This window comes from Cytobacillus sp. QJM3NY_8 (genome assembly GCF_056173585.1).
Genome location: NZ_CM149681.1, coordinates 909,618 through 935,411, shown reverse-complemented (window position 1 = coordinate 935,411; position 25,794 = coordinate 909,618). Strand labels below are relative to the sequence as shown.

At 45.8% G+C, this 25,794-nt stretch carries 23 protein-coding genes; 3 read left to right on the top strand and 20 right to left on the bottom strand.

Features of this window, described 5'->3' with window-relative positions:
• Window positions 1-7: 7 nt before the first annotated feature.
• The 3 genes from AC0VZ9_RS05025 to AC0VZ9_RS05015 all read right to left on the bottom strand — a co-directional run bounded on the left by AC0VZ9_RS05025 (window position 8) and on the right by AC0VZ9_RS05015 (window position 1,784).
• Window positions 8-832 carry an MBL fold metallo-hydrolase gene (locus AC0VZ9_RS05025; RefSeq protein ID WP_019382634.1) on the bottom strand — a complete coding sequence of 275 codons (825 nt, stop codon included), beginning with the start codon at window positions 830-832 and terminating at the stop codon, window positions 8-10.
• 94 nt (window positions 833-926) lie between these two features.
• Window positions 927-1,325, bottom strand: a complete 399-nt coding sequence (locus tag AC0VZ9_RS05020; protein WP_019382635.1) for a GNAT family N-acetyltransferase — start codon at window positions 1,323-1,325, stop codon at window positions 927-929.
• 66 nt (window positions 1,326-1,391) lie between these two features.
• The gene (locus tag AC0VZ9_RS05015; protein ID WP_019382636.1) at window positions 1,392-1,784 is read right to left on the bottom strand and encodes a DUF3139 domain-containing protein; all 393 of its coding nucleotides are present in this window, start codon (window positions 1,782-1,784) and stop codon (window positions 1,392-1,394) included.
• A gap of 137 nt (window positions 1,785-1,921) precedes the next feature.
• On the opposite strand from AC0VZ9_RS05015, the gene AC0VZ9_RS05010 reads away from it, so the two are divergent.
• Entirely contained in the window at window positions 1,922-3,610 is a 1,689-nt protein-coding gene (locus tag AC0VZ9_RS05010; protein ID WP_019382637.1) for a membrane protein, read from the top strand.
• Window positions 3,611-3,651: 41 nt separating this feature from the next.
• Here AC0VZ9_RS05010 and AC0VZ9_RS05005 read toward each other — a convergent pair whose 3' ends face one another.
• From AC0VZ9_RS05005 to AC0VZ9_RS04985, 5 genes are all read right to left on the bottom strand, one after another.
• Window positions 3,652-4,497 carry an STAS domain-containing protein gene (locus AC0VZ9_RS05005; RefSeq protein WP_071157499.1) on the bottom strand — a complete coding sequence of 282 codons (846 nt, stop codon included), beginning with the start codon at window positions 4,495-4,497 and terminating at the stop codon, window positions 3,652-3,654.
• A gap of 78 nt (window positions 4,498-4,575) precedes the next feature.
• Window positions 4,576-5,883, bottom strand: a complete 1,308-nt coding sequence (locus AC0VZ9_RS05000; protein WP_034297291.1) for an MFS transporter — start codon at window positions 5,881-5,883, stop codon at window positions 4,576-4,578.
• 296 nt (window positions 5,884-6,179) lie between these two features.
• On the bottom strand, window positions 6,180-7,469 hold the full coding sequence (dctP, locus tag AC0VZ9_RS04995; protein WP_475397081.1) for a C4-dicarboxylate transporter DctP: 1,290 nt from the start codon (window positions 7,467-7,469) through the stop codon (window positions 6,180-6,182).
• A gap of 123 nt (window positions 7,470-7,592) precedes the next feature.
• On the bottom strand, window positions 7,593-8,279 hold the full coding sequence (locus AC0VZ9_RS04990) for a response regulator (RefSeq protein ID WP_009335064.1): 687 nt from the start codon (window positions 8,277-8,279) through the stop codon (window positions 7,593-7,595).
• Entirely contained in the window at window positions 8,269-9,861 is a 1,593-nt protein-coding gene (locus AC0VZ9_RS04985; protein WP_254179081.1) for an ATP-binding protein, read from the bottom strand. The genes AC0VZ9_RS04990 and AC0VZ9_RS04985 overlap by 11 nt, the downstream gene beginning before the upstream one ends.
• Window positions 9,862-9,950: 89 nt before the next feature.
• Between AC0VZ9_RS04985 and AC0VZ9_RS04980 the strand changes: the two genes are divergently transcribed.
• Window positions 9,951-11,006: a TRAP transporter substrate-binding protein gene (locus tag AC0VZ9_RS04980; RefSeq protein ID WP_009335066.1), complete on the top strand. Its 1,056-nt coding sequence runs from the start codon at window positions 9,951-9,953 to the stop codon at window positions 11,004-11,006.
• 51 nt (window positions 11,007-11,057) lie between these two features.
• On the opposite strand, the gene AC0VZ9_RS04975 is transcribed toward AC0VZ9_RS04980, so the two are convergent.
• The 3 genes from AC0VZ9_RS04975 to AC0VZ9_RS04965 form a co-directional block, all read right to left on the bottom strand.
• Window positions 11,058-12,251 carry a class I SAM-dependent rRNA methyltransferase gene (locus AC0VZ9_RS04975; RefSeq protein WP_217025810.1) on the bottom strand — a complete coding sequence of 398 codons (1,194 nt, stop codon included), beginning with the start codon at window positions 12,249-12,251 and terminating at the stop codon, window positions 11,058-11,060.
• Window positions 12,252-12,357: 106 nt separating this feature from the next.
• Window positions 12,358-13,890 (bottom strand): acetyl-CoA hydrolase/transferase family protein, encoded by a 1,533-nt coding sequence (locus tag AC0VZ9_RS04970; protein ID WP_217025811.1) that lies wholly within the window; start codon window positions 13,888-13,890, stop codon window positions 12,358-12,360.
• 132 nt (window positions 13,891-14,022) lie between these two features.
• On the bottom strand, window positions 14,023-14,667 hold the full coding sequence (locus AC0VZ9_RS04965; protein WP_217025812.1) for a LytTR family DNA-binding domain-containing protein: 645 nt from the start codon (window positions 14,665-14,667) through the stop codon (window positions 14,023-14,025).
• A gap of 139 nt (window positions 14,668-14,806) precedes the next feature.
• On the opposite strand from AC0VZ9_RS04965, the gene cbpA reads away from it, so the two are divergent.
• Window positions 14,807-15,451, top strand: a complete 645-nt coding sequence (cbpA, locus tag AC0VZ9_RS04960; protein WP_217025813.1) for a cyclic di-AMP binding protein CbpA — start codon at window positions 14,807-14,809, stop codon at window positions 15,449-15,451.
• Between the two features lie 36 nt (window positions 15,452-15,487).
• Here cbpA and AC0VZ9_RS04955 read toward each other — a convergent pair whose 3' ends face one another.
• From AC0VZ9_RS04955 to AC0VZ9_RS04915, 9 genes are all read right to left on the bottom strand, one after another.
• Window positions 15,488-15,943, bottom strand: coding sequence for a hypothetical protein (locus tag AC0VZ9_RS04955; RefSeq protein WP_009335071.1), 456 nt, complete (start codon window positions 15,941-15,943; stop codon window positions 15,488-15,490).
• 60 nt (window positions 15,944-16,003) lie between these two features.
• Window positions 16,004-17,212, bottom strand: a complete 1,209-nt coding sequence (gene lhgO, locus AC0VZ9_RS04950; RefSeq protein WP_009335072.1) for an L-2-hydroxyglutarate oxidase — start codon at window positions 17,210-17,212, stop codon at window positions 16,004-16,006.
• 18 nt (window positions 17,213-17,230) lie between these two features.
• A complete protein-coding gene (locus tag AC0VZ9_RS04945; RefSeq protein ID WP_009335073.1) occupies window positions 17,231-18,496 on the bottom strand; it encodes a (Fe-S)-binding protein in 1,266 nt (421 codons plus the stop codon).
• A complete protein-coding gene (locus tag AC0VZ9_RS04940) occupies window positions 18,489-19,904 on the bottom strand; it encodes an FAD-binding oxidoreductase (RefSeq protein ID WP_251263870.1) in 1,416 nt (471 codons plus the stop codon). The genes AC0VZ9_RS04945 and AC0VZ9_RS04940 overlap by 8 nt, the downstream gene beginning before the upstream one ends.
• Window positions 19,901-20,620 (bottom strand): FadR/GntR family transcriptional regulator, encoded by a 720-nt coding sequence (locus AC0VZ9_RS04935; RefSeq protein ID WP_251263871.1) that lies wholly within the window; start codon window positions 20,618-20,620, stop codon window positions 19,901-19,903. Before AC0VZ9_RS04935 ends, AC0VZ9_RS04940 begins: the two co-directional genes overlap by 4 nt.
• Before the next feature lie 13 nt (window positions 20,621-20,633).
• Window positions 20,634-22,598 carry a TRAP transporter permease gene (locus tag AC0VZ9_RS04930; RefSeq protein ID WP_217025817.1) on the bottom strand — a complete coding sequence of 655 codons (1,965 nt, stop codon included), beginning with the start codon at window positions 22,596-22,598 and terminating at the stop codon, window positions 20,634-20,636.
• A 13-nt stretch (window positions 22,599-22,611) separates the two neighbouring features.
• The gene (locus AC0VZ9_RS04925) at window positions 22,612-23,628 is read right to left on the bottom strand and encodes a TAXI family TRAP transporter solute-binding subunit (protein WP_009335077.1); all 1,017 of its coding nucleotides are present in this window, start codon (window positions 23,626-23,628) and stop codon (window positions 22,612-22,614) included.
• Between the two features lie 234 nt (window positions 23,629-23,862).
• Entirely contained in the window at window positions 23,863-24,360 is a 498-nt protein-coding gene (locus AC0VZ9_RS04920) for a GNAT family N-acetyltransferase (protein WP_009335078.1), read from the bottom strand.
• 18 nt (window positions 24,361-24,378) lie between these two features.
• Window positions 24,379-25,662, bottom strand: coding sequence for a M20 family metallo-hydrolase (locus AC0VZ9_RS04915; protein ID WP_252245974.1), 1,284 nt, complete (start codon window positions 25,660-25,662; stop codon window positions 24,379-24,381).
• Window positions 25,663-25,794 lie beyond the last annotated feature (132 nt).

The following is a 25,794-nucleotide window of genomic DNA, read 5'->3' as shown; positions in this document are numbered from 1 at the left end:
GCCAATATTAGGTTTGAAAAAGCTCGCCCCGGACTGCTTTTATATAGCGTTTAGCTGACCGCTGCACTGCAAGGTCTGCCTCTTTTTCTATAACTCTGTGAAACGCGTTGTAGATCCGGTCAAATGATAGCGTTTTTATTCTGCCAGCCATTCGTTCTACCGTTTCAGCCGGAAGAGGGATGAGATTCGGGTAGCTGTACATGAAGCTGACCCACCCACTATCTGCGACAACCTGAATGATGTCGCCGGTGAGCAGAACGCCTTTGCCCTGGCTCCCATTTTCCCAATGAAGGACAGCACCGCCTTTAAAATGTCCGCCAAGGCGGTGGATGACCAGGCCATCTTGAACTTTGAGCGATTCTCCGCTCCAGAAAATAATGTGTTCACTGTCCCTCATCACCCATTCCCTGTCGTCTTCGTGTATATAGATCGGCACATTGAATGTTTCCGCCCATTCCGCCTGAGCTGAATAGTAATGAGGATGGGACAGTGCGATTGCGTCTAATCCGCCTAGATCTTTTATGGTGTCAATCGTGTGCTCATCGAGATAGGTAATACAGTCCCACATCAGATTAAAACCGTTATGCTGAATAAGATAAGCTGTCTGGTCGATGGCAAACTCCGGCACTGTTTTCATGCTGTAAAGATTGGATTCCTCCTTCTGTATTTCATTTATATAAATTTGGCTTTCCGTCATTTCATGTAATGTTGTCCATTCCTGGCCACGGGGTCCAACGTACTGGCGCTCTTCCATGCAGATCGGGCAGCTTTCAGGCTGATGGACCGAAGGCGGAAATTGCGTTCCGCACGTTTTGCATATATATTTTTCCATTAGAATTGCCTCCGTTTCTCATATTTTACATTACCCATTTTAATGCTGGAAACTTTATGCTAAATCGCCGTTCTGACTGAAAATGACTACAACTTTAGCCTGAAAACTTATACTTCAAGCCTAAGGTAAAAACCTCAAAGTCCAGCTTTTCATAATAGCCCGCTTTCTCTTCCTCAGCCATCAATTGCACATGCAGCCGTGCCTTCGAGCACTCCACTGCCAGCCTGCGCACCATTTCCTTTCCGATGCCCTGGCTGCGATAACCTGGATCAACGATTAATCCGCAAAGATAGGCATTAATCACTCCGTCTGAAATAATGCGCCCTGTCCCGATCAGGCAATCTCCATCATAGGCACTGATCACCAGCCAGCTCTGCTCCATCGCCTTATGCAGTTTTTCTTTCGGCAGCTTCAAAAATTCATTCCAGCCGTCATTTTCATATAACTGAAATAATTGATCCTGATCCGGTAAGGCAAATTCATATTTGATCATAAAAAATCTCCTTAAGTATGTAATGCTAAACCTATTCTGGTTCAAGGCGGAAGAATCCTTTTTCTTTTAACGGTTATCCAGCATCGATACACAGACTTCTTCACTATGTTCCGTATTCCCCGTTACAAACTCATATGTGGAAGCGTCCTCTTTTTCACAAAACTGAACAACATCCCCAAACCACTTCTTTTTGCCATAGTAATAGATTATGTTCGGTTCATCTTTGAAAATGACATAATAATGGGTATGGTAAAAATCATGATTGATGTCCATCTTAGGTATGCTATAGCTGTGTTCCTGAAAATCACTTTCGTCATAGTCTGTTCCATCCAGATGCTTCTTCACCTCATGGGTTATCCACTTGTTCATGATGGGATTGCCATTATTTAATACATAAAGAAAAAAGACGGGTGTAGCCAGAATTAACAAGCCTGCTATAATCAACAGTAATTTTTTCATGTATTTGTCACTCCCAACCGTTTATATAGTGTAATTTTACACTACAAGTAACTTGGAGTGGTAGTTTTTTCTATATGAAACTTTTTTGTCTGCCGTCCGTATTAAATAGTAAAGAACTTACTTTAGGAGAGATTCTTATGGGAAATATTTTTATTTTTTCACTGATTGCCGGACTGGCGGTTGCTATCCTGCTGATTCCGTTCAGCTATAAACCGAAGGCAAAGGCAAAGGAAAAAGAAGGCAGGAAACTGGGGACCGGAATTATGGCCGGCACCGCCGCTGTATCTGTGCTGCTTGTTTTTGCCGTGTATTATTTCACCAATCTGGACCGGAACTTGACCAGCTTATGGCTGTTTGCGGTTATCGCTTCATTAATTGGAGCTGTTCTTGCGACAGGCAGGGAACGAATGATAAAAACAGGTGTGTTTGCCGTCAGTCTGATTGCAGGGATTTTCTTTCTGACAGCTTTTCTATTCAACGCAGATGATAAATATGAAAGTGCCAAAATGAATGAAAAAACGGAGATTGAGACGTTTGATGAAAAAGAAACACCGGCAAGCGTGCCGCCGCAGTTTGCACGCAATAAGATGAAGAAGGCTTTCGGGCAGGTTCCGAATACGAGCTATTATGAGCTTGGCAGCCTGCAGATCCAGAAAGTCAATGGAGAATATGTTTATATAGCGCCTGTAGAGTTTTCGGGCTTTTTCAAATGGTGGAATGGAGATAAAACACCTGGCTATTTTACAATCAGCGCAACTGACTCCTCTGCCAATCCAAAGTTTGTGAAAAGTGATATGGTGTATACACCATCCTCTTATTTTAATAAAAATATTGAGCGCCATATTCGGATGCAGTATCCGCAGGCCATTTTTTACGGAGATGTGCAGCTGGAGGTGGATGACGACGGAAAGCCGTTTTATATCCGTTCATATGGAGAGTTTATTTCGGCGAGAAATGGCTTTGATGTTCAAGGGGTGGTCATGGTTGACCCGCTGAACGGACAGACGGAGTCCTATAAACTTGCGGATGTGCCGGCCTTTGTGGATGGAGCTGTTTCCCCTGAAACTGTCAGTCTGCAGAACAGCTATTTCGGGAATTATGTCCACGGCTTCTGGAACAGCAAATTCGGAAAGTCAGATGTTAGGCTTCCATCGGATGAAGGAACAGAAGCCAATGTGAGTCCGATTTTTGATGAAAATGGCGATATGTATTACTTCACAGATTTTACAAGTCCCAAAGAAGGCGTCGATTCGATGCTTGGCTATTCTCTGACAAATTCAAGGACGGGCGAAGCGACCTTCTTTACAGGTAATCTTGAGGAATCTTATATGGATTCGCAGGGTGCCCTCCAGATTATCGAGAAGAAATTCATCGAGAAAAAATGGAGCGGTGAAATGCCTGTTCTGTATAACTTCTACGGGGAAGCGAGCTGGCTGACGCCTGTGCTTGATGCCAACGGATTCCTGCAGAACTACTTTATTGTATCAGCTGCCAATCCGGAAATATCTGCTTACGGGACAACGCCAAATGAAGCATTGCGTTTATATAAAACCGCATTGCAGCGAGGCGGAGGCACGGTAGACGGAAGCTCAAAAGCAGAGGAGAAACAGGTGAGCGGCACTGTACTGCGGGTGTACAAGGAGAAATCCGGCGAATTCACCGTCGTATCATTCCTCCTGGATAACCGCCAGAGCTATGTGGTTTCATCTGAAACCGTGCCGATGGCCATTTATCTGAAGGAAGGCGATCAGGTGGACGTGAACTATCTGGATACAGGTGAGGCATTCCTGCCTGTGAAGGAAATGACCATTAAAGGATTGGAATAGACGCAAAAACACGATGAAGGCATCCTTCATCGTGTTTTTTATTACCCTGCTATTATGTTTGCTGATTTAATGGCACTGGATAGTGTGGATTTGATGCTGACATGATCAAATGTCAAACCGAGCTGTACTGCAGTCTGGGCAATTTCCGGTCTTAAGCCGGAGATTGTCGTCTTTACGCCGATCAGGCTTAGCGCTTCTATCAGCTGGAAAAGCTGATGGGCTACCATAGTATCAATCATGACTACGCCTGAAAGGTCAAGGAACAGCTGGCTGACACCTAATTTATTGCACTGCTGAAGTGTATTTTCAAGCATGATTTTCGCTCGTGCTGTATCAATATCCCCGACAAGAGGAAGAAGTGCGATATCTTCTGTCAGGGAAATGACCGGGGAACTTAGTTCAAGGATTAAAGCCTGCTGTGCCTGCAGCCTCTTCTGGGAATGGTTATTATACTCCTCCGTGAACCAGGTAACCACCTCACCGATGGTTCTAATGATCATCCTGCGCCATAAGGCAATTTGTTTTTCATCATATTGACCCTGGCTGATTTCAACAAACTGCTCAAGCAGGTTCAAATACTGTTCCTGGGTGTTAAAGAACTCCTGCAGGATCATCTCCAGAGGCGTACGGAGGTGTTCATCATCCTGCGCCACTTTGACAATCCAGCTTTCCAGCTCACGAAAGAAAGCTTCTTCTTCTTTATGGAAGACTTCGGAGAACTGCTTGTGGAATTCGTAATTTTGCTTCTTTACTCGTTCAATCACAGCGGGGTCTTCTGATGTATATATCCCGCCGCTCTCTTCTTTGTCCACATTTTTATACCATTCTTCTGTTAAGTCCCAGGTTTTTTCAAGGAAAAATTGATATAGATCATGATTACGATGCATGCCTGTCTCCCCTAACCGAACTGTTATTTCAATATTAATATTTTAACCGATGAGAAATAAAGTGTCGATTTTAAGCTCCTAACTATTTTCCGCTAATTCCCTGCTGTTCGCATACTGATAGTCTGCTCCTGGTCTCGGAAGCATTATGCTTAAGGCGGATGCCAGAACAAGAAGAATGATGGATGCAATGAAAGAACTGTCATAGCTCCCTGTCAGATCAAATATGACACCAGGGACGAAGGAACCAAGAGCAGAACCCAGCTGATGGCTCAAATAAATCCAGCCAATCACCGCTCCGGCGGACAGATGCCTGAAATATTCCGCAGCCAGTTTCATGGTCGGTGCGACAGTGGCAAAATTGACAATCCCAAAGCTGATGGCAAACAGAATCAACAAATGAGATTGAGTGACGAAAAAGCCAAACAGGGAAGCATCATTTACGATGATGAGCAGAAGAACAATTGTCAGGGCCCGTACTCCGTAGAGAAAGGCAAGGATCCCTCTGCAATTCCACCTATCTGCAAGAAACCCGGATACGACTGTGCCGAGAATGTTGAAGCCGGCCAGCAGACTGACAGCGGCTCCGGTAACGCCAGGCGTAAATCCGCAATACTGGGCAAAGGGAATAAGATGGGTATCCATCAGGCCTGTAGTGGTGACGCCGCACACGAAAAACGGGAGCATGAGAAACAGGAATTCTTTTCGCTTTAAGAGCTGGAATATAGATAGCGTTCCTTTTGGTGCTTCCTTTTGCCTTCCCTTCTCATTATCACTCACCCTCGCTCCATAAGCCTCGATATGGAGATCAGCCGGGTTCGAACGGATAAAGAGCAGAAGAAGCGGAAAAATGAATACAATCAAAAAGCAGCCGAGCACGAGCACAGTTGTCTTCCACCCGAGCTGGTCAATTAGGAATAAGGACAGCGGGACAAGAATAAGCTGTCCTGCTGCAGTGCCTGCAGACATCAGTCCCATGGCCATACCCTTTTTATCGGCAAACCAGGTCGCCACCGCCATCGTTCCCGCAACATTGGATGCACCTCCAAAACCAACCGAGGCGATTACACCATAGATGATAATCAGCTGGACGGCATTAGTGGTGAAAAAGGTGAGAAGTGTTGAAAAACCGATCACCAAAATGCTGCAGGATAGAATATAGCGGATGCCATATTTGTCAATCAGCCTGCCAACATACGGCTGTGAAATGGCAAAAACAATATAGCTGACGAAGGCAATGAAGGATATGACACTGCGATTCGCAGAAAACTCATGCTCCCATGGCGCCATGAACGCCCCGAACGACAAACGTACACCCTGTGCAGCCAGCAACGCCAAGAACGTCAATATTAAAATAATCCACGCATAATGAACCTTAAGGCGCTTCACGATGTGAACCTTCTTTCCGGTGACAGGCACCTATACCAGTTAGCTTAAGTGGTATAGGTGCCTATCACTTTTTTAAGAATAATCATATCATATAATTTTTATAACTTTCTAAATTTTGTCTGTTTTTCGCGGTAATTCAACAATTTACTTTTCAATCAAACGTTTGATTGAAAAGGCAGACAATCCTTCTTATACTTGATTTTTTCCCGGGAAATAGGTGCAGGAAATGTCGTCAGCTTAGGAATGTTTTCGACAATGAATAAAGCCATTTCCTTGTTGGAAATGGCCTTTATCTTTTATACTGCCTGTTTTTGCTGTTCCTGCTTCATTAATTTCATTTCACTAATGGCTTTTTTAGCCTTATTTTCATCAAATTCATTTTCGCTCTTTGCTACAACCATCGTTGCGATTCCGTTTCCGATCAGGTTCACTATTGCTCTTCCTTCACTCATAAAGCGATCTACACCAAGAAGAAGCGCCAATCCTTCAAGAGGAATAACCTGCAGGGCGGCAAGCGTCGATGCCAATACAATAAATCCGCTGCCAGTTACTCCCGCGGCACCTTTTGAGGTCAGCATGAGCACTAATAGAATGGTAACCTGCTGGCCGATTGTCAGATCCACTCCGAACACTTGTGCAAGGAAGACAACTGCCATGGACAGGTAAATGGATGTACCGTCCAGGTTAAAGGAGTACCCTGTTGGAATGACCAGACCCACAACCGATTTGGAGCAGCCGATTCGCTCCATTTTATCCATCATTCTCGGAAGCACTGATTCTGATGAACTTGTGCCTAATACGATTAAAATTTCATCTTTGATGAACTTCAAATAATTCCATAAGCTGAATCCGTACATTTTGCAGATAATATTTAAAACAATAAAGATAAATAAGAACATCGTCACGTACACAGAAATCATCAGTTTGCCAAGCGGAACAAGTGATGCCAGTCCGAAATGCCCGATTGTATAGGCCATGGCTCCAAATGCTCCAAGCGGGGCTGCCTTCATTACATAGCCGATGATTTTAAAGAAGACCAATGATAGCTTATCCAAAAATTCAATGACGATTTTGCCCCTTTCACCAAGAGCAGCCAAACCGACACCAAATAAAATAGAGAAGAATAAAACCTGCAGGATATCCCCTTTTGCAAAGGCATCCACCATGTTGGAAGGAACAATATGTGTTACAAACTCAATCCAATTGATGCCCTCTCCGCCATTGGCTGTATACTGTGAAACATCTCCTTTTTCCAATTCATTAAAGTTCAGGCCTGCACCTGGTTTAATGACATTAACGACGATCAGACCGATCATTAAAGCAAGTGTAGTAACAACCTCAAAATAGATAAACGCTTTGCCGCCAACCTTGCCGACTTTTTTCATATCACCCATTTTGGCGATTCCAAGGACGATAGTCAGGAAAATAATCGGGGCGATGACCATTTTAACTGCGTTGATGAAGGTATCGCCTACCGGCTTCATCTCTTTTCCGACTTCCGGCCAAATCAGTCCGACCATAACACCGATAAAAATAGCCGTTAACACCTGAAAGGTTAAATTTTTATAAATCCGCTGCTTCTTCACTTTGATCTCATCTCCTTTTTTCTAACTATTCATTCTATTAGGAATGATAGCGTTTTCAGATAAAAGCGAGAAGTTTATGGTCATAACGGATGTTTTGTTCATTTTGGTCTCGGAATATAATAACTAAACTATGACATACCGATTGACAGGCCTGCCCACTCCTCCGTACTGCACATCCAGCCGGATTGCTCCGCTTTTTTCAAGGTAATCAAGATAGCGGCGGGCGGTTACTCTGGCAATGCCGATGCCGTTGGCAACTTCTTCGGCAGAGCGGGGTTCGGTCTGCTGCTGCATAAATGCAGTAATTTCATTTAAGGTGAATTCATTCAGCCCTTTTGGCAGACTGTTTGCTTCTTTCTTCGCCTGCTTTGCATAAATCAGGGCATCCAGCTGCTCCTGTGACAGTGTGCCTGATTCCTTCAGGCTCTCTCTGTAATGGCGGTATTTTTCAAGAGCCTGCTGAATTCTGTTCAGCTTAAAAGGTTTAATGATATAATCTCTTGCGCCATTTTGAAGCATCAGCTTGATGGTTTCCTTATCCTTTGCAGCGGAAACGACGATGACATCAGAATCGAGGTGCTGCTTTCTAAATTCCTGAAGGGTTTGAATGCCATCTTTTTTCGGCATAAAAATATCCAAAATAACCAGGTCAGGCTTCAGTTTTTTCGCAAGGCTGATTCCTTCCTCACCATTTCCGGCTGCCGCAATAATCGTGAATCCTTCCACACTTGCAATGAATTCTCTATTCACTTCCTGGACCATTGGGTCATCTTCAATCAGCAGCACATTGATTTCTTCTTTAACCGCCATATGCCTCTCCCTCCGCTTCCATTGGAAAAGTGATCGTAAAGGAAGCTCCTTCATCCCGGCCTGTTGAAACCTCGATCGCTCCTCCGCCTTTTTCTGTAATTTGTTTGACAAGGTAAAGCCCATAGCCTGTCCCGCCTGATTTATTGGCGGTAAATCCTTTTTCATATAGCTTCGGCAAAATCGCTTCCTCTATCCCGCTGCCGTTATCTTCCACCAGTACCGCACAAATCTCATCAGTCTGCTCAATACTGATATCTATTTTTCGATCTTCACGTTCACTATGCTCAAAAGCTCCAAACGCATTTTCAATCAGATTGCCCAGCAGCAAAACAAAGTCATGGTGGTCCAGGCGGCTTGGAAACTCCTCCAGATTGCTGTTTGGGTCGATGACCACTGTGATGCCCAATTCCTTTCCGCGCCGCACTTTGCTTAATAATAGGCCTGCAATGGCATCGTTCCTGATTTTATCGCTGAGGAAATTCGAGAGGTTTTCCTGCTCTTCAGACGCATCGAACGTCAGCTTTAAAGCTTTGTCTGCTTTCCCGAGCTGAATCAATCCGGCAATGGTGTGAAGCTTGTTCATATGTTCATGGTTCTGCACTCTCAGCGCCTCAACAAAGCTTTTTACACCGGTCAGCTCTTCGGCCAGCTTCGTGACTTCCGTGCGGTCCTGGAAAATAGCTACCGCTCCGATCATTTCGCTGTCTTTCCGGATGGGAATTCTGGTGCTTAAGATGACCTTGCCGCTTACAATGATTTGTTCATTATAAACTGCGCGGCTGCGCTCCACTATTTCAGGGAGCCTGGTGTCTTTTAAAACAGATCTGATTTTTTTGCCGGCGACATCGCCAGTTACGTTAAAAATTTTCTTTGCCTTTTCATTGAAAATCGTAATGTTTTCCTGGTTATCGATCGCGATTACGCCTTCATTGATCGAATGAAAGGTGGCTGTCCTTTCCTCCAGCATCCGTTTGATTTCATGGGGCTCCAGCTGGAACATCTGCTTTTTAATATGATTGGCAAGCATCAAAGAACCGATCAGTCCAAATATGAGCGTCAGCAGGACAATAATGCTGATTTCGCCGGCCAGATCAGCGATAATTTCCGTAATCGAAGGGATCTTATTGCCGACAACGACCACACCGATTTGATTGAGGCTTTCATCTTTAATCGGGATGAATGCGCGGATAAAGGTACCGACGTCTCCCTCTGCCTTGGAAAAATAAATATGTTCGGCAAAAGCCGGTTTCTCATCCTCACCTGCAGATGGCTGGCCGATCAGTTCCCTGACCGGATGGGAATAGCGGATACGCTCCATATTCATGATTACGATATAGTCTGTTTCATTAATGATCCGGATTTCCTCTGCGACTTTATTAACCGTCTTCCAGCCCTGCGGCTGGAGGATTCCTTTTTTTACATCTGACAGCTCTGCCACCGTTCTGGCTGTATTCATCGAGCGTATCCTCAGCTCTTTTTCTTCCTGCTCCTGGATGTTTGCAATAACCACCATTCCGCCAATCAATAAAGAAAAAATAACGACTGCATAAGACAGGATGGTAATCTTCCAGCGGATGGGCATCTGATTCACAAGGGACCCTCCCTTCTGTCTTTACGGATAGAATTCTTGTAAGTATGATAACATTAATAGTTTTAAAAAGGAGGATTCAAATGAAAAGCGCCACAGGCTATATTCTCCTTGCCGGTATGGTTTTGCTGCTGGCTGTCTTCTTTGGCTATCAAAGCTTTTTTCCAAGGGATGCGGTTCCCTACGATGATGACCAGGAAGGGCTCAAGGATCAAATTGTCTTCAAGTTCAGCCATGTGGTGGCTGAAAATACCCCGAAGGGCCTTGCAGCCCAAAAGTTTGCAGAGCTTGTCGCCGAAAAGTCGAATGGCCATATTAAAATAGAAGTGTTTCCAAATGGCAGTCTCTATTCCGATATTGAAGAAATTAATGCTCTTAGAGAAGGCCAGGTTCACTTTATTGCCCCCTCCACATCCAAGCTTGGCATGCTTTCACCGCAATGGGGAGTGCTGGATCTGCCTTTTGCGTTCCCTTCGCGTGAAGCTGCTATGGAAGGCCTGAACGGGCAAATCGGCGAGCTGCTGCTGAGATCCCTGCAGGGGGACGGCATAAAAGGGCTCGCCCACTGGCCAAATGGATTTAAGCAGATCACTTCAAATCAGGGCCCCATCCAAAAACCAGGGGATCTGAAAGGGCAATCCTTCCGGATTATGCAAAGTGATGTGATATCTGCCCAATTCAGCCGCCTGAAGGCAAAGGCAGTTCAGGATTCATTCAATTCCACTTATAAACTCCTGGAAGAAGGCGATGTGGATGGTGAAGAAAACACCATTTCCAACATCTACTCAAAGAAATTTTATAATCTGCAAAAGCATATGACAATCAGCAATCATGGCTATCTTGGATATGCAGTGATGATGAGCGAGAAGGTCTGGAATGAGCAGACAGAGGAAACAAAGAAGATTCTGCTCGAGGCAATGGAAGAAACAACCGCCTGGAACAGCCGGATGGCTTTTGAAATGAACGAAGAACTGCTTGAAAAAATCAGGCAGAATTCCTCCATTCAAATTCATGAGCTTACATCTGAAGAAAAACAGAAATGGCAGTCTAAGCTGGATCCTGTCTATGAAGACTTTTCACAGGAAATCGGGAAGAAACTTGTAGAAGAGATGAAGGAACTGCGGGCTAAATATCAATAAAAGGTGACAGGCACCATTACCAATTGGTATAGGTGCCTGTCATTCTTTTATTTACAGCTTCTGTATGAATGCTACTTTAAGATAGTCTCCTTCTTTGAATTCCTTAATGGTGCGGAAGTCTTCAGGAAGGGTGAATTCCTCAAGGATTTTGTAGCGGTCCCCTGTTTGTGTGAATGCTTTTTTGATAAAGTCTTTGAATTTTTTCATGTTGAATGTGCTGCAGTTTGATGATGCCACAATGATTCCATTCTTTTCAGTTATCTGAATGGCCTGTGCGAGCAGTTCCGGGTAATCTTTTCTGGCGCTGAATGTATGCTTTTTGGAACGGGCAAAGCTTGGAGGGTCAAGGATGACCATATCAAATTTCAGCTGCTTCCGAACGGCGTATTTGAAGTAGTTGAACACATCTTCCACAATAATATCCTGTGCCTCAAAATCAATGCCATTGACGCTGAACATTTCGATGGTTTTGCTTTTGCTGCGGTTGGCAAGGTCGACACTGGTTGTTTTCACTGCTCCCCCTAATGCGGCTGCCGCTGAAAAAGCGCCCGTATAAGAGAACGTGTTCAGTACCGTTTTTCCTTTAGCATACTTATCCCTGATTGTCTTCCGGACTTGCCTCTGATCAAGAAATACACCTACCATGGCGCCATCATTGAGATAAATGGGAAAGCTGATTCCATTCTCCTTCACCATCAGCGGAAAAGATGCCCGTTCCCCTGCTGCGAAATCATCATCCTCTATATAGGTGCCTTTTACAGCAAACCGTTTCTTTTCATACAGGCCATTGACATCAGCACTGGTCATCAATGCCTGAATTACTGTATTTCTGAAGCTGTAAACCCCTTCACTGTACCAGCTGATCACGTAAAAGCCATCGTAATAATCAATCGTGATGCCTCCGATTCCATCTCCTTCTCCATTGAAAACCCGAAAAGCAGTTGTTTCGGGATCACGGAAAAGAGCTTCCCGCCTTTTTAAAGCTTCTTTAAATTTATTTGCAAAAAACGCTTCGTCGAAGGTTTCCTGAGGATTACGCGAGAGAATCCAGCCTCTGCCTTTATTCTGCTTTCCATAATACCCTTTGCCGATAAACCGCCCGCTCTCATCAGTCAGTTCAATGACCGCACCCTCTTCAATCCCCTTAGGAATCCGCTGCACCGATTCCTCCGTTACCAGGGGATAGCCATCCTTAAACTCATTCTTATATTTAAAAGCTGCAATTAATTTGATAGCTTTACTCATATTTCCACCCAATCATTTTGTTAGTATAGCTATCATTGTAACATTAAAAGTGCCAGGCACCTATACCAGCTGAATGAAGCGGTATGGGTGCCTGGCACTGCCTGCTTTAGCAGAAGCTCCACTGAGGAGCAGCTGCTGCTGTTTCTTTTAGCATGGTTCCATTCCTGGTGAAGTCTGTGTGCCAGGAAAGGGCTTTTTCCAGTACGTGCGGAGTCTGTCCCCCTCTTGTGAGGGCTTCCCGGTAATATTCGCGAAGCTGGTCGCGGTACAGAGGGTGTGCGCAATTCTCGATGATCAGTTCGACGCGCTGCCTTGGAGCCAGCCCTCGCAGGTCTGCATAGCCTTGTTCTGTCACAATGACATCGACATCATGCTCGGTGTGGTCGACATGGGAAACGAATGGGACGATGCTTGAAATCTTGCCGTCTTTGGCAATTGATTTTGTCACGAAGATCGCCAGGCGCGCATTTCTGGCAAAATCACCGGATCCGCCGATACCGTTCATCATTTTCGTTCCAAGGACATGGGTGGAGTTCACGTTTCCATAGATATCAAGCTCCAAGGCTGTATTGATCGAAATCAAGCCGAGGCGGCGGATGATTTCAGGATGGTTGGATATCTCCTGCGGACGCATGATTAAACGGTCCCTGTATCGGTCAAAGTTCTTGAAAACCTGTTTCATTTTTTCATCTGATAGAGTGATAGAACAGCAGGAAGCGAAGTTCACTTTTCCGGCATCCATCAAATCAAATACCGCATCCTGCAGTACTTCTGAATAGACTTCCAGATTCTCAAACTCAGAGTCGAGCATTCCATGAAGCACGGCATTCGCAACGGACCCAATACCCGACTGCAGCGGTGCCAGGCTATTTGCCAGCCTGCCTGCTTCAATTTCCCCGCGGAGAAATCGAAGCAGATGCTGTGCCATGATGGCAGTTTCTTCATCCGGCGGCACGATCGTCGACGGAGAGTCCTGCTGGTTCGTAAATACGATACCCCTCACCTTATCCAAGTCCACTTTAATTCCCGGAGCGCCGATCCGGTCGCCGGCTTTCGTCAGCGGAATCGGATTCCGTTCCCCCTGTCTGCCAGGTTCATATAAATCATGCAGACCTTCCAGCTGCGTGGATTGGGCAAGATTGATTTCAATGATGATATGTCTGGCATTTTCAGCGAAAGATAGCGAGTTTCCTATTGAAGTAGACGGAATGATCAGCCCATCCTCCGCAATAGAAACCGCTTCCAAAATAGCGAAATCAATAGGATCCAAGACCTTCGCGCGCACAAGCTCTGCCGTGTGGGACAAATGCTGATCGATAAATAAGAAATCCCCCTGGTTAATTCCTTTTCTCATAGTCGGATCGGCCTGAAATGGCAGCCTTTTTCCCAAAATCCCCGCTTCCGCAAAAAGCTTATCCACATCAGATCCCAAAGAAGCTCCAGTATACACATTCACCTTAAAACTCTCATGCCTGGCACGATCAGCCAGCGCGAATGGCACCGCTTTCACATCGCCCGCACGTGTAAAGCCGCTTAGCCCCAGAGTCATACCATCCTGAATCCAGGATGCTGCTTCTTCAGGTGTAACTACCCGGTCATGCAGGCGGCTGTCGCGAATCCGATCTAAATTTTTCTCCATGTTGCTCATCCCCTTTGCCATGATATATATAATCATTTTACCCCGATAAAGAGGGAGCCAGGACTTTCCCGATAACCTTACGGAAAATTCGGATAAAACAGCAAATTACAAAGCTGAAACAGAAAGAATTTTCTAAAAACCAAGCAATTTGCGGAAATAGCTGGAGTAAGACTGGCTGACAGGCACCCGGTCCCCATTTTTCATGACGAGGAGAAAGGTGGAATGCGTGTCAGGAAAGATTTCCTTGATATGATTAACATTTACAATGAAGGAGCGGTGACAGCGGATAAAACTGTCCTTCGGCAGCGAATACTCAAAATCCTGAAGCGAGTATTTATGGGTGCCTGAATTGCCGCCAGTATGTACATAGGTCTTCTTATCCTTTGCCTCAAGGTAGACTACCTCGGAAAAAGGAATCGGAATCCAGCCATCATTCGTTTTCATTGTCACAACCGATTTGCCGTCCGTCAAAGCCGGAAAAATAGCGGTTACGCAGCCTTCAAGCTTTCCTTCATGCAAAAATGGAACCGCCATGCCGTGGTACGGAACACCGAATACATCGCGATCAATAAACTCCGACACTCTTTGCTGTGTCCCTAAAGCCTTAAAGGCGATGGTTCCTTCCTTCACCCTGTCACCCGGCCTGATTTTCAAATCGATGCGCTTGCTCGGCCGGTAATAAATATATTCACTTGTATTGGAAACCGCTATGGAAATCTCATCGGAAAACAGTTCTCCAATCACATCCAGCAGCGATACAACTGTAATGCTTTCCACGTTCTTTTCAGCACCTTTCCTGATGATGGCTTTTTCTTATTTTACAAGTTTTCGCAGGGGGATTCACTTAATTTCTTATCATTGCCAAAAAGGCACCGGCATAGAATAGAGAAGGTTAGGGGTAAAGGAGGATGCTGGAATGCTGATTCGCCATCAGATGGTAGAGAAAAGAGATGTCCGGTTTTGTGATGAAACCTTTAATTTGGAACAGGCGCTGCAGTTTCTAAACGAAACTGGTTACCGCTGTGTCCCTATTCTGGATGCCACACATACAAAGTTTGCCGGCAATATCTATAAGGTTGATATTTTAGAATATAAGGAGAATCATTCTTTGGATGAACCCATTACGGTCCTGGCTAAAGACCAGCAGACCGTAATTGATGAGGATGACTCTTTCATGAAAGCCTTTTTCACGCTGAAGAGATATCCTTATCTGCCGGTTGAAAATGAAAATGGGCAGTTTGTCGGTTTGCTGACACATGCGGCCGTACTGGAACTGCTGGAGGAAGCGTGGGGACTGAACCGCGGAAGCTATACCCTGACTGTGGGAAGCTATGGCACACAGGGAACACTGAAAAAGATAAGCAGCATCATCAGTAAATATAGCGATATACAGGGAGTCATTTCACTGGACTCATCCAACTTCCATGTCAGCCTGATCCGCCGTATCCTTTTTACATTGCCGAAGGATACCACAGAAGAAACCTTGGATAAAATCAAGAAAGAACTGGATGCAAATGGCTTCCGTGTGATCGGGGTCGAGTGTCATAATGGAGAATGCTGACGAGAAAAGCCGTTCCATGAGGGAGCGGCTTTTTTCTTATCTGTGGTTACGATGAAAAAATTCCTGGTATCCATAAATAATCCATGCGTAGGTGGTGAAGAACAGGAAAATATAGATGGGCTTAAATTTGACCAGCTTATATAAATTAAATTTTTCATACAAATAATTAAGCGGATAGGCGAATAGAAAGTCCATGATAGCGTTGACAGCCAGATAACGCTTAAAGTTTCCGAAGGTAAAATGAAAAATCCATAAGGTCCCGATAAAAAACGGGCCCAGTATGAAGGTTAGATCATTGAGCAATTTCTTAAAGTGTCCGCCCTCAACTGTCCACCATTTAAAAGGAATGGCCAGGATGCTCATAATGAACACTAAAATTCCGGCAAAAACCGAGACGGTGGAAAATTTATTGAAGGACTTTTTAGGCAGAAAAAATATGGTCAGCCAAGGAATGACCAAATGAAGCAGCCTGATCACTGTAGTAGCTTTCATGTAAAAATCCCCTTTCTTCCATATTATGGTTCAGGGGATTTTGAATTATTCTCCAATTACTTAAACAGCTGATTCCATCTTTAACATTCCGTCCATCTTCCTGACGATTTCTTTTCCAATTTCAATGGATGCCGTCGCGGCCGGAGATGGTGCATTTAGAACATGAATGGAGCGTTTGCTCGGCACAATGAAAAAGTCATCGACTAATGAGCCATCATCCTTCAAGGCTTGCGCTCTGACACCGGCCGGCCCGGGAACAATATCATCCTTCTGGATATCCGGCATGAGCTTCTGGACATTTTTCATGAAGAGCTCCTTGGATGCTGAGCGGATCATTTCTTCCACTCCCTCTTTCATATATTTCTTTGCCAGCTTCCAGAAGCCTTTATAAGCCACAACCTCCATAAGGTCTGCCACATTGAGATCCGTCTTTTTATAGCCCTCCCGCTTAAAGCTTAGAACGGCATTTGGGCCAACATCAATGGCTCCGTTAATCATGCGGGTAAAATGGACCCCGAGGAACGGGAAGTTGGGATTTGGCACAGGATAGATCAGATTTTTGACGAGGCTGCTTTTCTCCGGTTTGAGCATGAAATACTCGCCCCTGAATGGCACTATTTTGACATCCGTTTTCAATCCGGCAAGCTTGGCGATCCTGTCTGACTGCAGGCCGCCGCAGTTTACATAGTATGCTCCCCTTACCTCTCCCATGCTGGTCTGGACGATTACTTCCTGAGCCGTTTCGTCAATGGCTAGTACTTTATGATTCAGCAGGATGTCCCCGCCTTTTGCTGTGATGATCTCAGCCATTTTTTCCGAAACCTGCTTATAGTTGACAATGCCAGCCATTGGCACATGAATTGCCTTTTTTCCATTCACGTGCGGCTCGATTTCATGGAGCTCTCCATGGTCAATCATCCGGATGCCAAGACCATTGTCTAAACCGCGCTGATATAGATCGTCCAATAGCGGGAGCTCGAAATCTTCGCTCGCGACAATGACTTTTCCGCAGATATCCACTTCAAGACCATGCTCCCGGCAAAACTCCGTCATGGATTCACTGCCTTTTTTGGCAAGCCTGGCTTTATAGCTTCCGGGTTTATAGTATATTCCGGAATGGATGACACCGCTGTTATGGCCCGTCTGGTGGGCCGCTACATGGCTTTCCTTTTCCAGGATGGCCACTTTTGCTGAAGGAAACCGGCTCAGCAGCTCCATTCCTGTTGACAGGCCAACAATGCCCCCGCCAATAATGATGTAATCATACATGATCCTCCACCCTTTCTCTTATTTATGATCAATCCCGCAGGCTTCTGCCAGTAATTCAATAATATGGACAACACGGACCTTGTCTTCAAGCCCTTCGCGCTTAACCCCGAGGCCCATCTGCAAATGGCATCCAGGGTTGGACGTGACGATGATGTCCGGCGAGATCTTTTGGACATGTTCCATTTTGGCATCAAGGATTTCCATGGATTCTTCGTAGTGGACAATATTATAAATCCCCGCCGATCCGCAGCACATATCCCCTTTCGGAAGCGGAACATATGTAATGCCTGGTATGCTTTCGAGGAGCTGAACGGGATCGTCCGCCACCTTCTGCACATTTAACAGATGGCAGGATGGCTGATAGGTCACAGCACCTGAGAGTTCCCGGCTGAAACTGATTCCGAGTTTGTTCAGTATTACACTTACATCCTTATTCTTTTGTGCGAACACCTTGGCACGCTCTGCCCATTCCGGATCATTTGCGAGAAGGTGATCATATTCAACGAGCATCGCACCGCAGCCGCCAATCGCATTAACCACATAATCAAAGTTCCCTTTTTCAAAAGCCGCAATATTTTCCTTCGCCAGTTTCCTGGATGTTCCCGTATCTCCGCTATGGTTCTGCAGCGCGCCGCAGCAGGTCTGTTCCTTGATCACAGTGACTTCACAGCCAGCATGCCTCAGCAGCTTGATGCTGAGGTCATTGATCTTGGCAAAAAACACATCCATAATGCACCCTGTAAAAAAAGCGACGCGGGCTTTCGGCTCACGCCGAAGGCTATGGCTGCCTGTTCTCAGCTGTTTATTTGGCATTTCCACAGGAGGTGCTATTTCTTCAAAAGCACGAAGCTGTTCGGGAAGAATGCCTAGCACCTTGCTTTTGCGGGCCAAGGTGTCCATACCCGTTTTTTGATAGGCCCGAAGTGAAGCTCTCATGGCTGACAGCAATTTTTTATTCGGCAATGCCTTCTGCAGAGCCAAGTTCTCCATGAATGGAGCTGGTGCTTCGGCAGCCTTTACTTCCTTAAATGATTCGAGAATTTTTCCATATTGCACATTCGTTGGGCATGCCGTCTCACAGGCGCGGCAGCCAAGGCAGAGCTCCATCGATTCTGTCATTTCATCGATGGTTATTTTTCCTTCCGCCGCCATTTGCACAAGATTGATCCGGCCCCGTGGAGAATGACTTTCTTTCCCCATGCTGGCGTATGTGGGACATGCTGGAAGACAATAGCCGCATTGGACACAGTCGAACGTTTCTTTATAGGCAAGCTGGCTAGTCATGGACTAACACCAGCTTTTGTCCTTTTGTCTCAGGAAAAATCTTGCCCGGATTCATAATGTTGTTCGGATCCCACGCTTTTTTCATTCGTTTCATCATGTCCAGTCCCGCTTCCCCAAGCTCCATCTCCATAAACGGCGCCTTCATGGTCCCGATTCCATGCTCGCCTGAGAGGGTTCCACCCAATTCAATCGCTGCTGTAAAAATCTCCTCTACTGCTTTTTCCACACGCTTCATCTCTTCTTTATCCTGCTTATCTGCAATGATATTCGGATGCAGATTTCCATCACCCGCATGGCCGAATACGACTAAGTCAATTTCATATTTTGCTTTGATTTCCTGAAGCCTTCTGAACATTTCAGGAATCTTGCTTCTTGGAATGGTAGCATCCTCGGAAATTTTCGTTGGCTTTTTCCTGACAATCGCAGGGGAAACGAGCTTTCTCGCTTTCCACAGGTTCTCGGCAGATTCCTCATCCCTAGCAATGATGGCTTTCCTTGCCCCGACGTCCAGGCACACCTGCTTCACCTGTTCGCTTTCATCCCTTATGGCAATTGGATGGCCATCAAGCTCAATCAGGATAATGGCATCCACATCTATTGGAAGACCGATCGGCTGAAACTCTTCCACCGCCCTGATGGAAGCCTGATCCATGATTTCCATTTTGGAAGGCAGGATGCCGGAAGTGAGCACAGCCGAGATCGCTTTTCCGGCATCAATAATGTCATCAAATATGACCATCATCGTCTGGGTGGCCTGCGGCCTTGGAATCAGCTGAAGGGTGGCCTCTGTGATGATGCCCAGCGTCCCCTCCGACCCAACGATCAGCTTCGTCAGGTCATAGCCTGTGACGTTTTTGACCGTCCGCCCGCCTGTTCGGATAACGTCCCCTTCTGGCGTGACGATCTCGAGGCCCAATACATAATCCTTCGTAACTCCGTACTTTAAACCGCGCGGCCCGCCGGCATTCTCAGCAAGGTTCCCTCCAATTGTAGAAACATGGGAACTGCTTGGGTCTGGCGGATACATCAGCCCATTCCGCTGCGCTTCACGGTCAATATCAGCTGTGATGACTCCGGGAGATACAATCGCAACGGTATCCTCCGGATCAATGATCAGCTTCTGTGTCCACCTGGAAAAATCAAGGACCATCCCGCCATGGACAGGGAGCGGGCCTCCACTTAGACTCGTTCCCCTGCCTCTTGGATAGACTGGTATTTTCATGTCATTGGCGAGCTTTACTATGCCTGCCACTTCCTCAGTCGAAACTGGCTGCAGGATGATCTCCGGAATATAGGCTCCAAATGAGCCATCGTATGAATAAGAAACCAGGTCTGCTTTTTCAAGCAAAACGCGATTTTCTGATCCCATGATGCTTTTCAGCCGCTCAACAATTTGTTCGGTGATCACAATGGCACCTTCTTTCCTTCCCCTTCGTTCACCTTCAATTTCTTTGTAACATTCTCAAGATGCACTCGCATCGCCTTTGCCGCTCTTTCTTCATCCTGTTCTTTAATAGCTGTAAAAATGCTCATATGCTCCTGAAAAACCTGTTCGCGCTTTGCCGGAAGACCCACATTCTTCTTAAGGGAAAAGGCAATTGCTTTTCGGTACAGATCATCGATATTTTCCATTACCTGTATCATGAAACGATTTTTCGTTGCTTCGATCAGGTGTTTATGAAAATTAACGTCTGCCAGATCGCCTAACGCTTCAGGATTCGTCAGCGTAATCTCAAATTGATCGAGCGCCAGTTTCATTTTTTCCAGATCGGCCTCATCACGACGCAAGGCAGCAATAGCTGCTGCCTGTGTCTCCATAATCCTCCGCATTTCCAATAGCTCAAAAATCTGTTCCACGGGGATATATTCAATCGCTAACGAACCAAGCATGTCTGCCATATTAACTTCTTTGACGAAGCTGCGGCCGCCTTGCCTGGATTCAATAATCCCGCTGGCAGATAATACGCTCAATGCTTCTCGAACAGGCGCACGGCTGACGCCAAACAGTTTGGCCAGCTCATTCTCGGATGGCATCGGCTCATTTGGCGGGAACTTGCCGTCTTTTATCATTTCCTTCAGCTGATCCAGCACCTGGGCCGAGATTTTTTTTCGTTCGATTTTCATGGATGTTAGCTCCTTATATGGTGATTTCGACTGAACTGCTTTTCTTTACTCTGATGATGTGGAAGAGAATCGCAAACACACAAAGCCCAAGTCCGGCAATATCTGTGATCATGCCTGGTTTAATCAGCATTAATGCCCCTGCAAACATTAGGAATCTTTCAAGTATCGTCAGCTTGGCATTCAGGTAATTTCCAAGCGAACTTGCTAGGGCGTAAATGCCCAGTGTGCTTGTGATGACCACTAATGCGACTGATAAAATGGATACCGTTTCTCCCTCTGCTGCCTGAAGCAGAATAATAGGGTTATAGGCAATCATGAACGGAATGATAAAGCCCGGAAGTGAAATTCTAAGCGCCTCCCATGATGTCTGCATCGCATTGGCGCCAGCCAGTCCCGCTGCGGTATATGATGCCAGAGCCACAGGCGGCGTAATGTTGGACAATGCACCAAACCAGAACACAAAGAAATGGGCAGCGATTGGATTAACGCCAGCCTCCACAAGTGCAGGAGCTGCCGTAACTGCAACGACGATATAAAGAGCTGTGGATGGGAGCCCCATACTTAAAACGATGCAGGTGAGCATGACGACGATTAAAATCAGCCAAAGCTGACCGCCCGTTAATTCGACAATATTATAAGCTAATGTAGATCCAATTCCTGTCATGGTGACAACGCAGATGATGATTCCGATAGCGGCACAGGCAATCCCGACTTGAATCGTCCCTCTTCCGCCTTCAATGAAAGCTTCAATTGTTTTAGAGATCGTGATTCTTGAAGATTTATCCTTTGCCAGCCAGCTCGCCACAATGACAGCACCGATTCCGGCAAATCCGGCAAATAGAGCTGTCTTTCCCATTAATAGTGTTGTGATGACAACGATGATTGGAATAAGCAGGACACCGCGTTCCTTCAGGATTTTGACGACATCCGGGATATTTTCTTTACTGATGCCTTTCAGGCCTTGCTTTTTCGCTTCAATATCAATGGCAAAAATCAGTGCGATATAGTAGAGAAAGCTTGGAATGATCGCTGCCAGGATGACCGTTGTATAAGAGATTCCAAGGAAACCGGCCATAATGAATGCGGCAGCGCCCATAATCGGCGGCATGATCATTCCGCCTGTTGAAGCAGCCGCTTCTACGGCACCGGCAAACTTAGGCTTAAGACCAATGGATTTCATCAATGGAATCGTAAAAGCTCCTGTTGTCGCGACGTTGGCCACTGCACTTCCGCTCAATGATCCTGTCAGTGCACTGGAGATGACCGCCACTTGGGCAGGGCCTCCACGCTTTCTGCCTGCAATGGAAAGGGCGAGATCATTGAAAAGCTGGGTGGCACCGCTGACAGACAGGAAGGCACCAAACAGGACGAACATGACGATGAACGTGGAGGCCGTCGAAAGTGTTAAACCCAGCACGCCCTCCGTCGTCATATAAAGACGGTACAGCAGGCGTTCCAGTGAAAAGCCGGCATGCCCGAAAATCCATGGGAAGTAGGTGCCAAACAGGGCGTATACAATAGCGCCTCCACACAGGATCGGGATAAAGATCCCAACTGCCCGTCTTGAAGCTTCCAGGAGGACGATGATCGTTATGGCTCCAAAGATATAATCAATCATAATCGGCTGGGAGCCCCGGTCCACATGAATCGTTGTGTAATTCAGGAGCAGGTAGCCAAGACCTGCAATGGCAAGCGCCGCAAATACGTAATCAGGGGCTGTAAACCTTTTTTGATTGGAAGATTTTCCGGCCGGATAATAGAAAAAAGTCATAACCAGCAGGATGCCCAGGAAAATCAGGTTTCTATAAATCTCTTGAATATTGGATAATCCATTCGAATAAATAGCAAAAACAGAAAACAAAACAGCAATGATGGCAGCCGCTTTTTTGTATGGACCCTCCAGCAGCCGCATGCCGCCGCCTGCTTCTTTATCCAGATTGGCTGGCTGTACAATGGGTTCGGTTGTTGATTTTGTCATCGATTTCCCTCCTTTATTTCGCTTCCGGCGGAATTAGATTTTCAGGTATATCAAGACCTGCTTCTTTAAAATATCTGTAAGCTCCGGCATGCAATGGAACAGATACTCCATCAAGGGCGGTTTCCAGTGTCATTTCCTTGGCAGAGCTATGAACCTCATACATTTCATCCAGATTTTCATAGAGCGTTTTGGTTAAAACATAGATTGTTTCTTCGTCCATTTCTTTTGTTGTGGATAAAAGGTTCGGCTGGGCAATGGTGTTGATATCTTCGTCAATACGCGGATATGTTCCTCCAGGAATCACATAGCGGTACCAGCTGTCAGATACTGCATTAATGGCATCCAGCTGCTCGTCAGTTACTTCCAAAATCGATGCTTTCACATTACTTGCATACATATCTGTTACAGCGGAAATCGGAATACCTGCCGGAAGGGAACCTCCATCCAATCTCCCATCGCGCATCGCGGAAACCGTGTCACTGTAGCCAAGATACTCAGGAGAAATATCCTTTTTCGTGAGCGCAAGGCCTTCCATCATCACGACTGTAGATTGCTCCGTACCGCTTGCCTGCGGCCCTACAGAAAATTGCGTTCCTTTTATATCGTCGATAGTTCCGCTTTCGATCTTGCTGTTCATCAGCACAAAATGCTCCACATTTGGCCAGAGCATGGAGATCGTGCGCAAATCCTCATAGCGCTTTCCTTCAAAGGAGCCATCACCGGCATAGGCCTGGGACGAAATTAACCCCTGAAGAATGGCGAGCTGTGCTTCCCCTTCACGAAGCAGTTCAATATTTTCAATGGAGCCGGCTGAAGACTGGCCGCTCGCCTGGATTTTCTCTCCTTTTAAATGGCTGCTCCAAATATTAGCCATTCCAACCCCAATCGGGTAATATGTACCTCCTGTTGAAGCAGTGGCAACGGATACGAACTTTTTATCCTTGTTCTCGGCCGCTGTCCGCACGCCAACAATGGCAATGAAAACAAGTGTCAGAACCGATATGATAATCTTCCACTTTTTTTGAATCATAAAATCCTCCCTTTCCATTAGAAATGTAAGCGCTTTTTCAAACTTGTATTACAAGTATACAAGATTACAGGATTAGAATTCAATTAAAATTCTGATTTTTTGTTTTATTCCGTGAAATTTTATGGGCCCTTCTTGATATTTCAGGGTTTTTAAATGTTAAAATAGGATATTTTACCTGGCAGAAGTACAAAAAAAGAAAGGCCCATTTTCTGTGTTCAGAAAATGGCCTTTCTTTTATAACAGCTTACCCATATAGTATTCATCGACAAATTCACCGTTTATCAAAAGCGAATGTTTCTTAGTGCCTTCAATCTGGAATCCCGCCTTTTTGTAAAGGGCGACTCCTGCCTGATTACGGATAACAACTGTAAGTTCCAGCCTGTGGATATCGTGTTTACGCGCCCAGCGGTCAAGCTCTTCAAACAGCTTGGTGCCGATGCCCTGGCCTCTGTGTTCGCTGAGGATACCGGCAACGAGATAGGCTGAGTGCTTATTTCTCCTTGCCGCACCGCCAATTGCCATTACAAAGCCGATCAATCGGCTATCTTTTTCCGCGACGATGATGGTCGAATGATCTTCTTTTTGAATGGCTTCAATTCTTTTTCCTTGTGCCTCGGCTGAGGTCTTCCTTTCACCTGGCTCGAAAAGCATGTAGTCTGATTCGTTTTCTGCTTGTGTGATCAGGCCGGCCAGCGCCTCGGCGTCTGCTGGTTTTATATGGCGGATAATCATGGGGATTTCTCCTTTTTGCTATTTTTTCAAAAGCCCTTCAACAAAATCTTTCAAAACATGTACACCATGTACACAGTCATTTAATGATGTCCATTCCCGCGGATTGTGACTGATGCCATCCCTGCTGCGGACGAACAGCATGGCGGCTGGCATTTCCGTGCCGACGATCATCGTGTCATGGCCGGCTCCGCTCGGAATATAAACAGGATTAATATTGAACTTAGTCAGGGATTCTGCTATACCTGCCTGCAGACTTTCATGAATTGGCAGAGGTTTGATTTTGGCATTCAGCTTCATTTGCACACCAATACTTCGTTCCTCTGCTATTTTCACCGCTTTGGTCTTAATTTGATCAAGCAGCTGATCCCGGGTTTCTTCAAAAATATCCCTGATATCAACGGTTAGTATTACTTTCTGGGCAATGACATTGAAACCATTTGGATGCACGTTCAGCTTGCCGACAGTGGCAACAGCTGTATCACTGACCTGCTTTGGAAATTTCTCAATGGCAGCTACAAACAATGAGGCAGCCACCAGCGGATCTTTTCGTCCAGCCATCGGCGTATTTCCTGCATGTCCAGCTTCTCCTGTAAAGGTAACCTCCAGCGAGGCTGGCCCTGCAATGCCTTTTACCACTCCAACTGGCTGATTCTCTCTTTCCAGCACCTTCCCTTGCTCAATATGGACTTCCACAAAGGTTTCGATTTCACGTCTGTTTTCTCCTGCCTTTAAGCACGCTTCCGCACTGCTTCCATATTCGTTCAATACGTCGCGAAACGATTTGCCATTCTCATCCCGCAGGCTATCCATTTCTTCCGGCTTCAGTTGACCCATAAATGCCCGGCTGCCTGTTAAGCTGCTCTTGAATCTCGAACCCTCTTCATCTGAGAAAATCACAACTTCATACGGCTTCTCTGGTATGTATCCTGTTTCTTTCCATGACTCTACGACCTCCAAAGCCGAAAGAACACCCAATGGCCCATCAAAGTGCCCTCCATTTGGAACACTGTCAACATGGGAACCCGAAGCGATTGAAGGTCCTTCCGTGTTTCCTTCCAATCTGCCGAATACATTTCCTGCTCCATCTGCCGTCACAGTAAGACCAGCGTTTTTCATCCACTTGATTACTAGCTCTTTTGCTTTTTTCTCTTCGGCAGAATAGCCTGGGCGTGTCACCCCGCCACTATCCAAGAGGCCTATCCTTGAAAGCTCATCAAGTCTTGAGGCCAATCTTTCACCGTTTACACCTGAGTGGGTTAGTTCCTGGTCATAATCTTTTATTAACTGTTCATAAAGGTTCATGCTATTCACTCTTTCTTATTTGTTTTTTCTCTGTGAGATTAATAGATTGTTGATGGAACGCGAAGTGACCGATATATCGGAAAACCGGCCGATAAAATGGCATTTTTGACCGATATATTTTGAGGCAGTGCT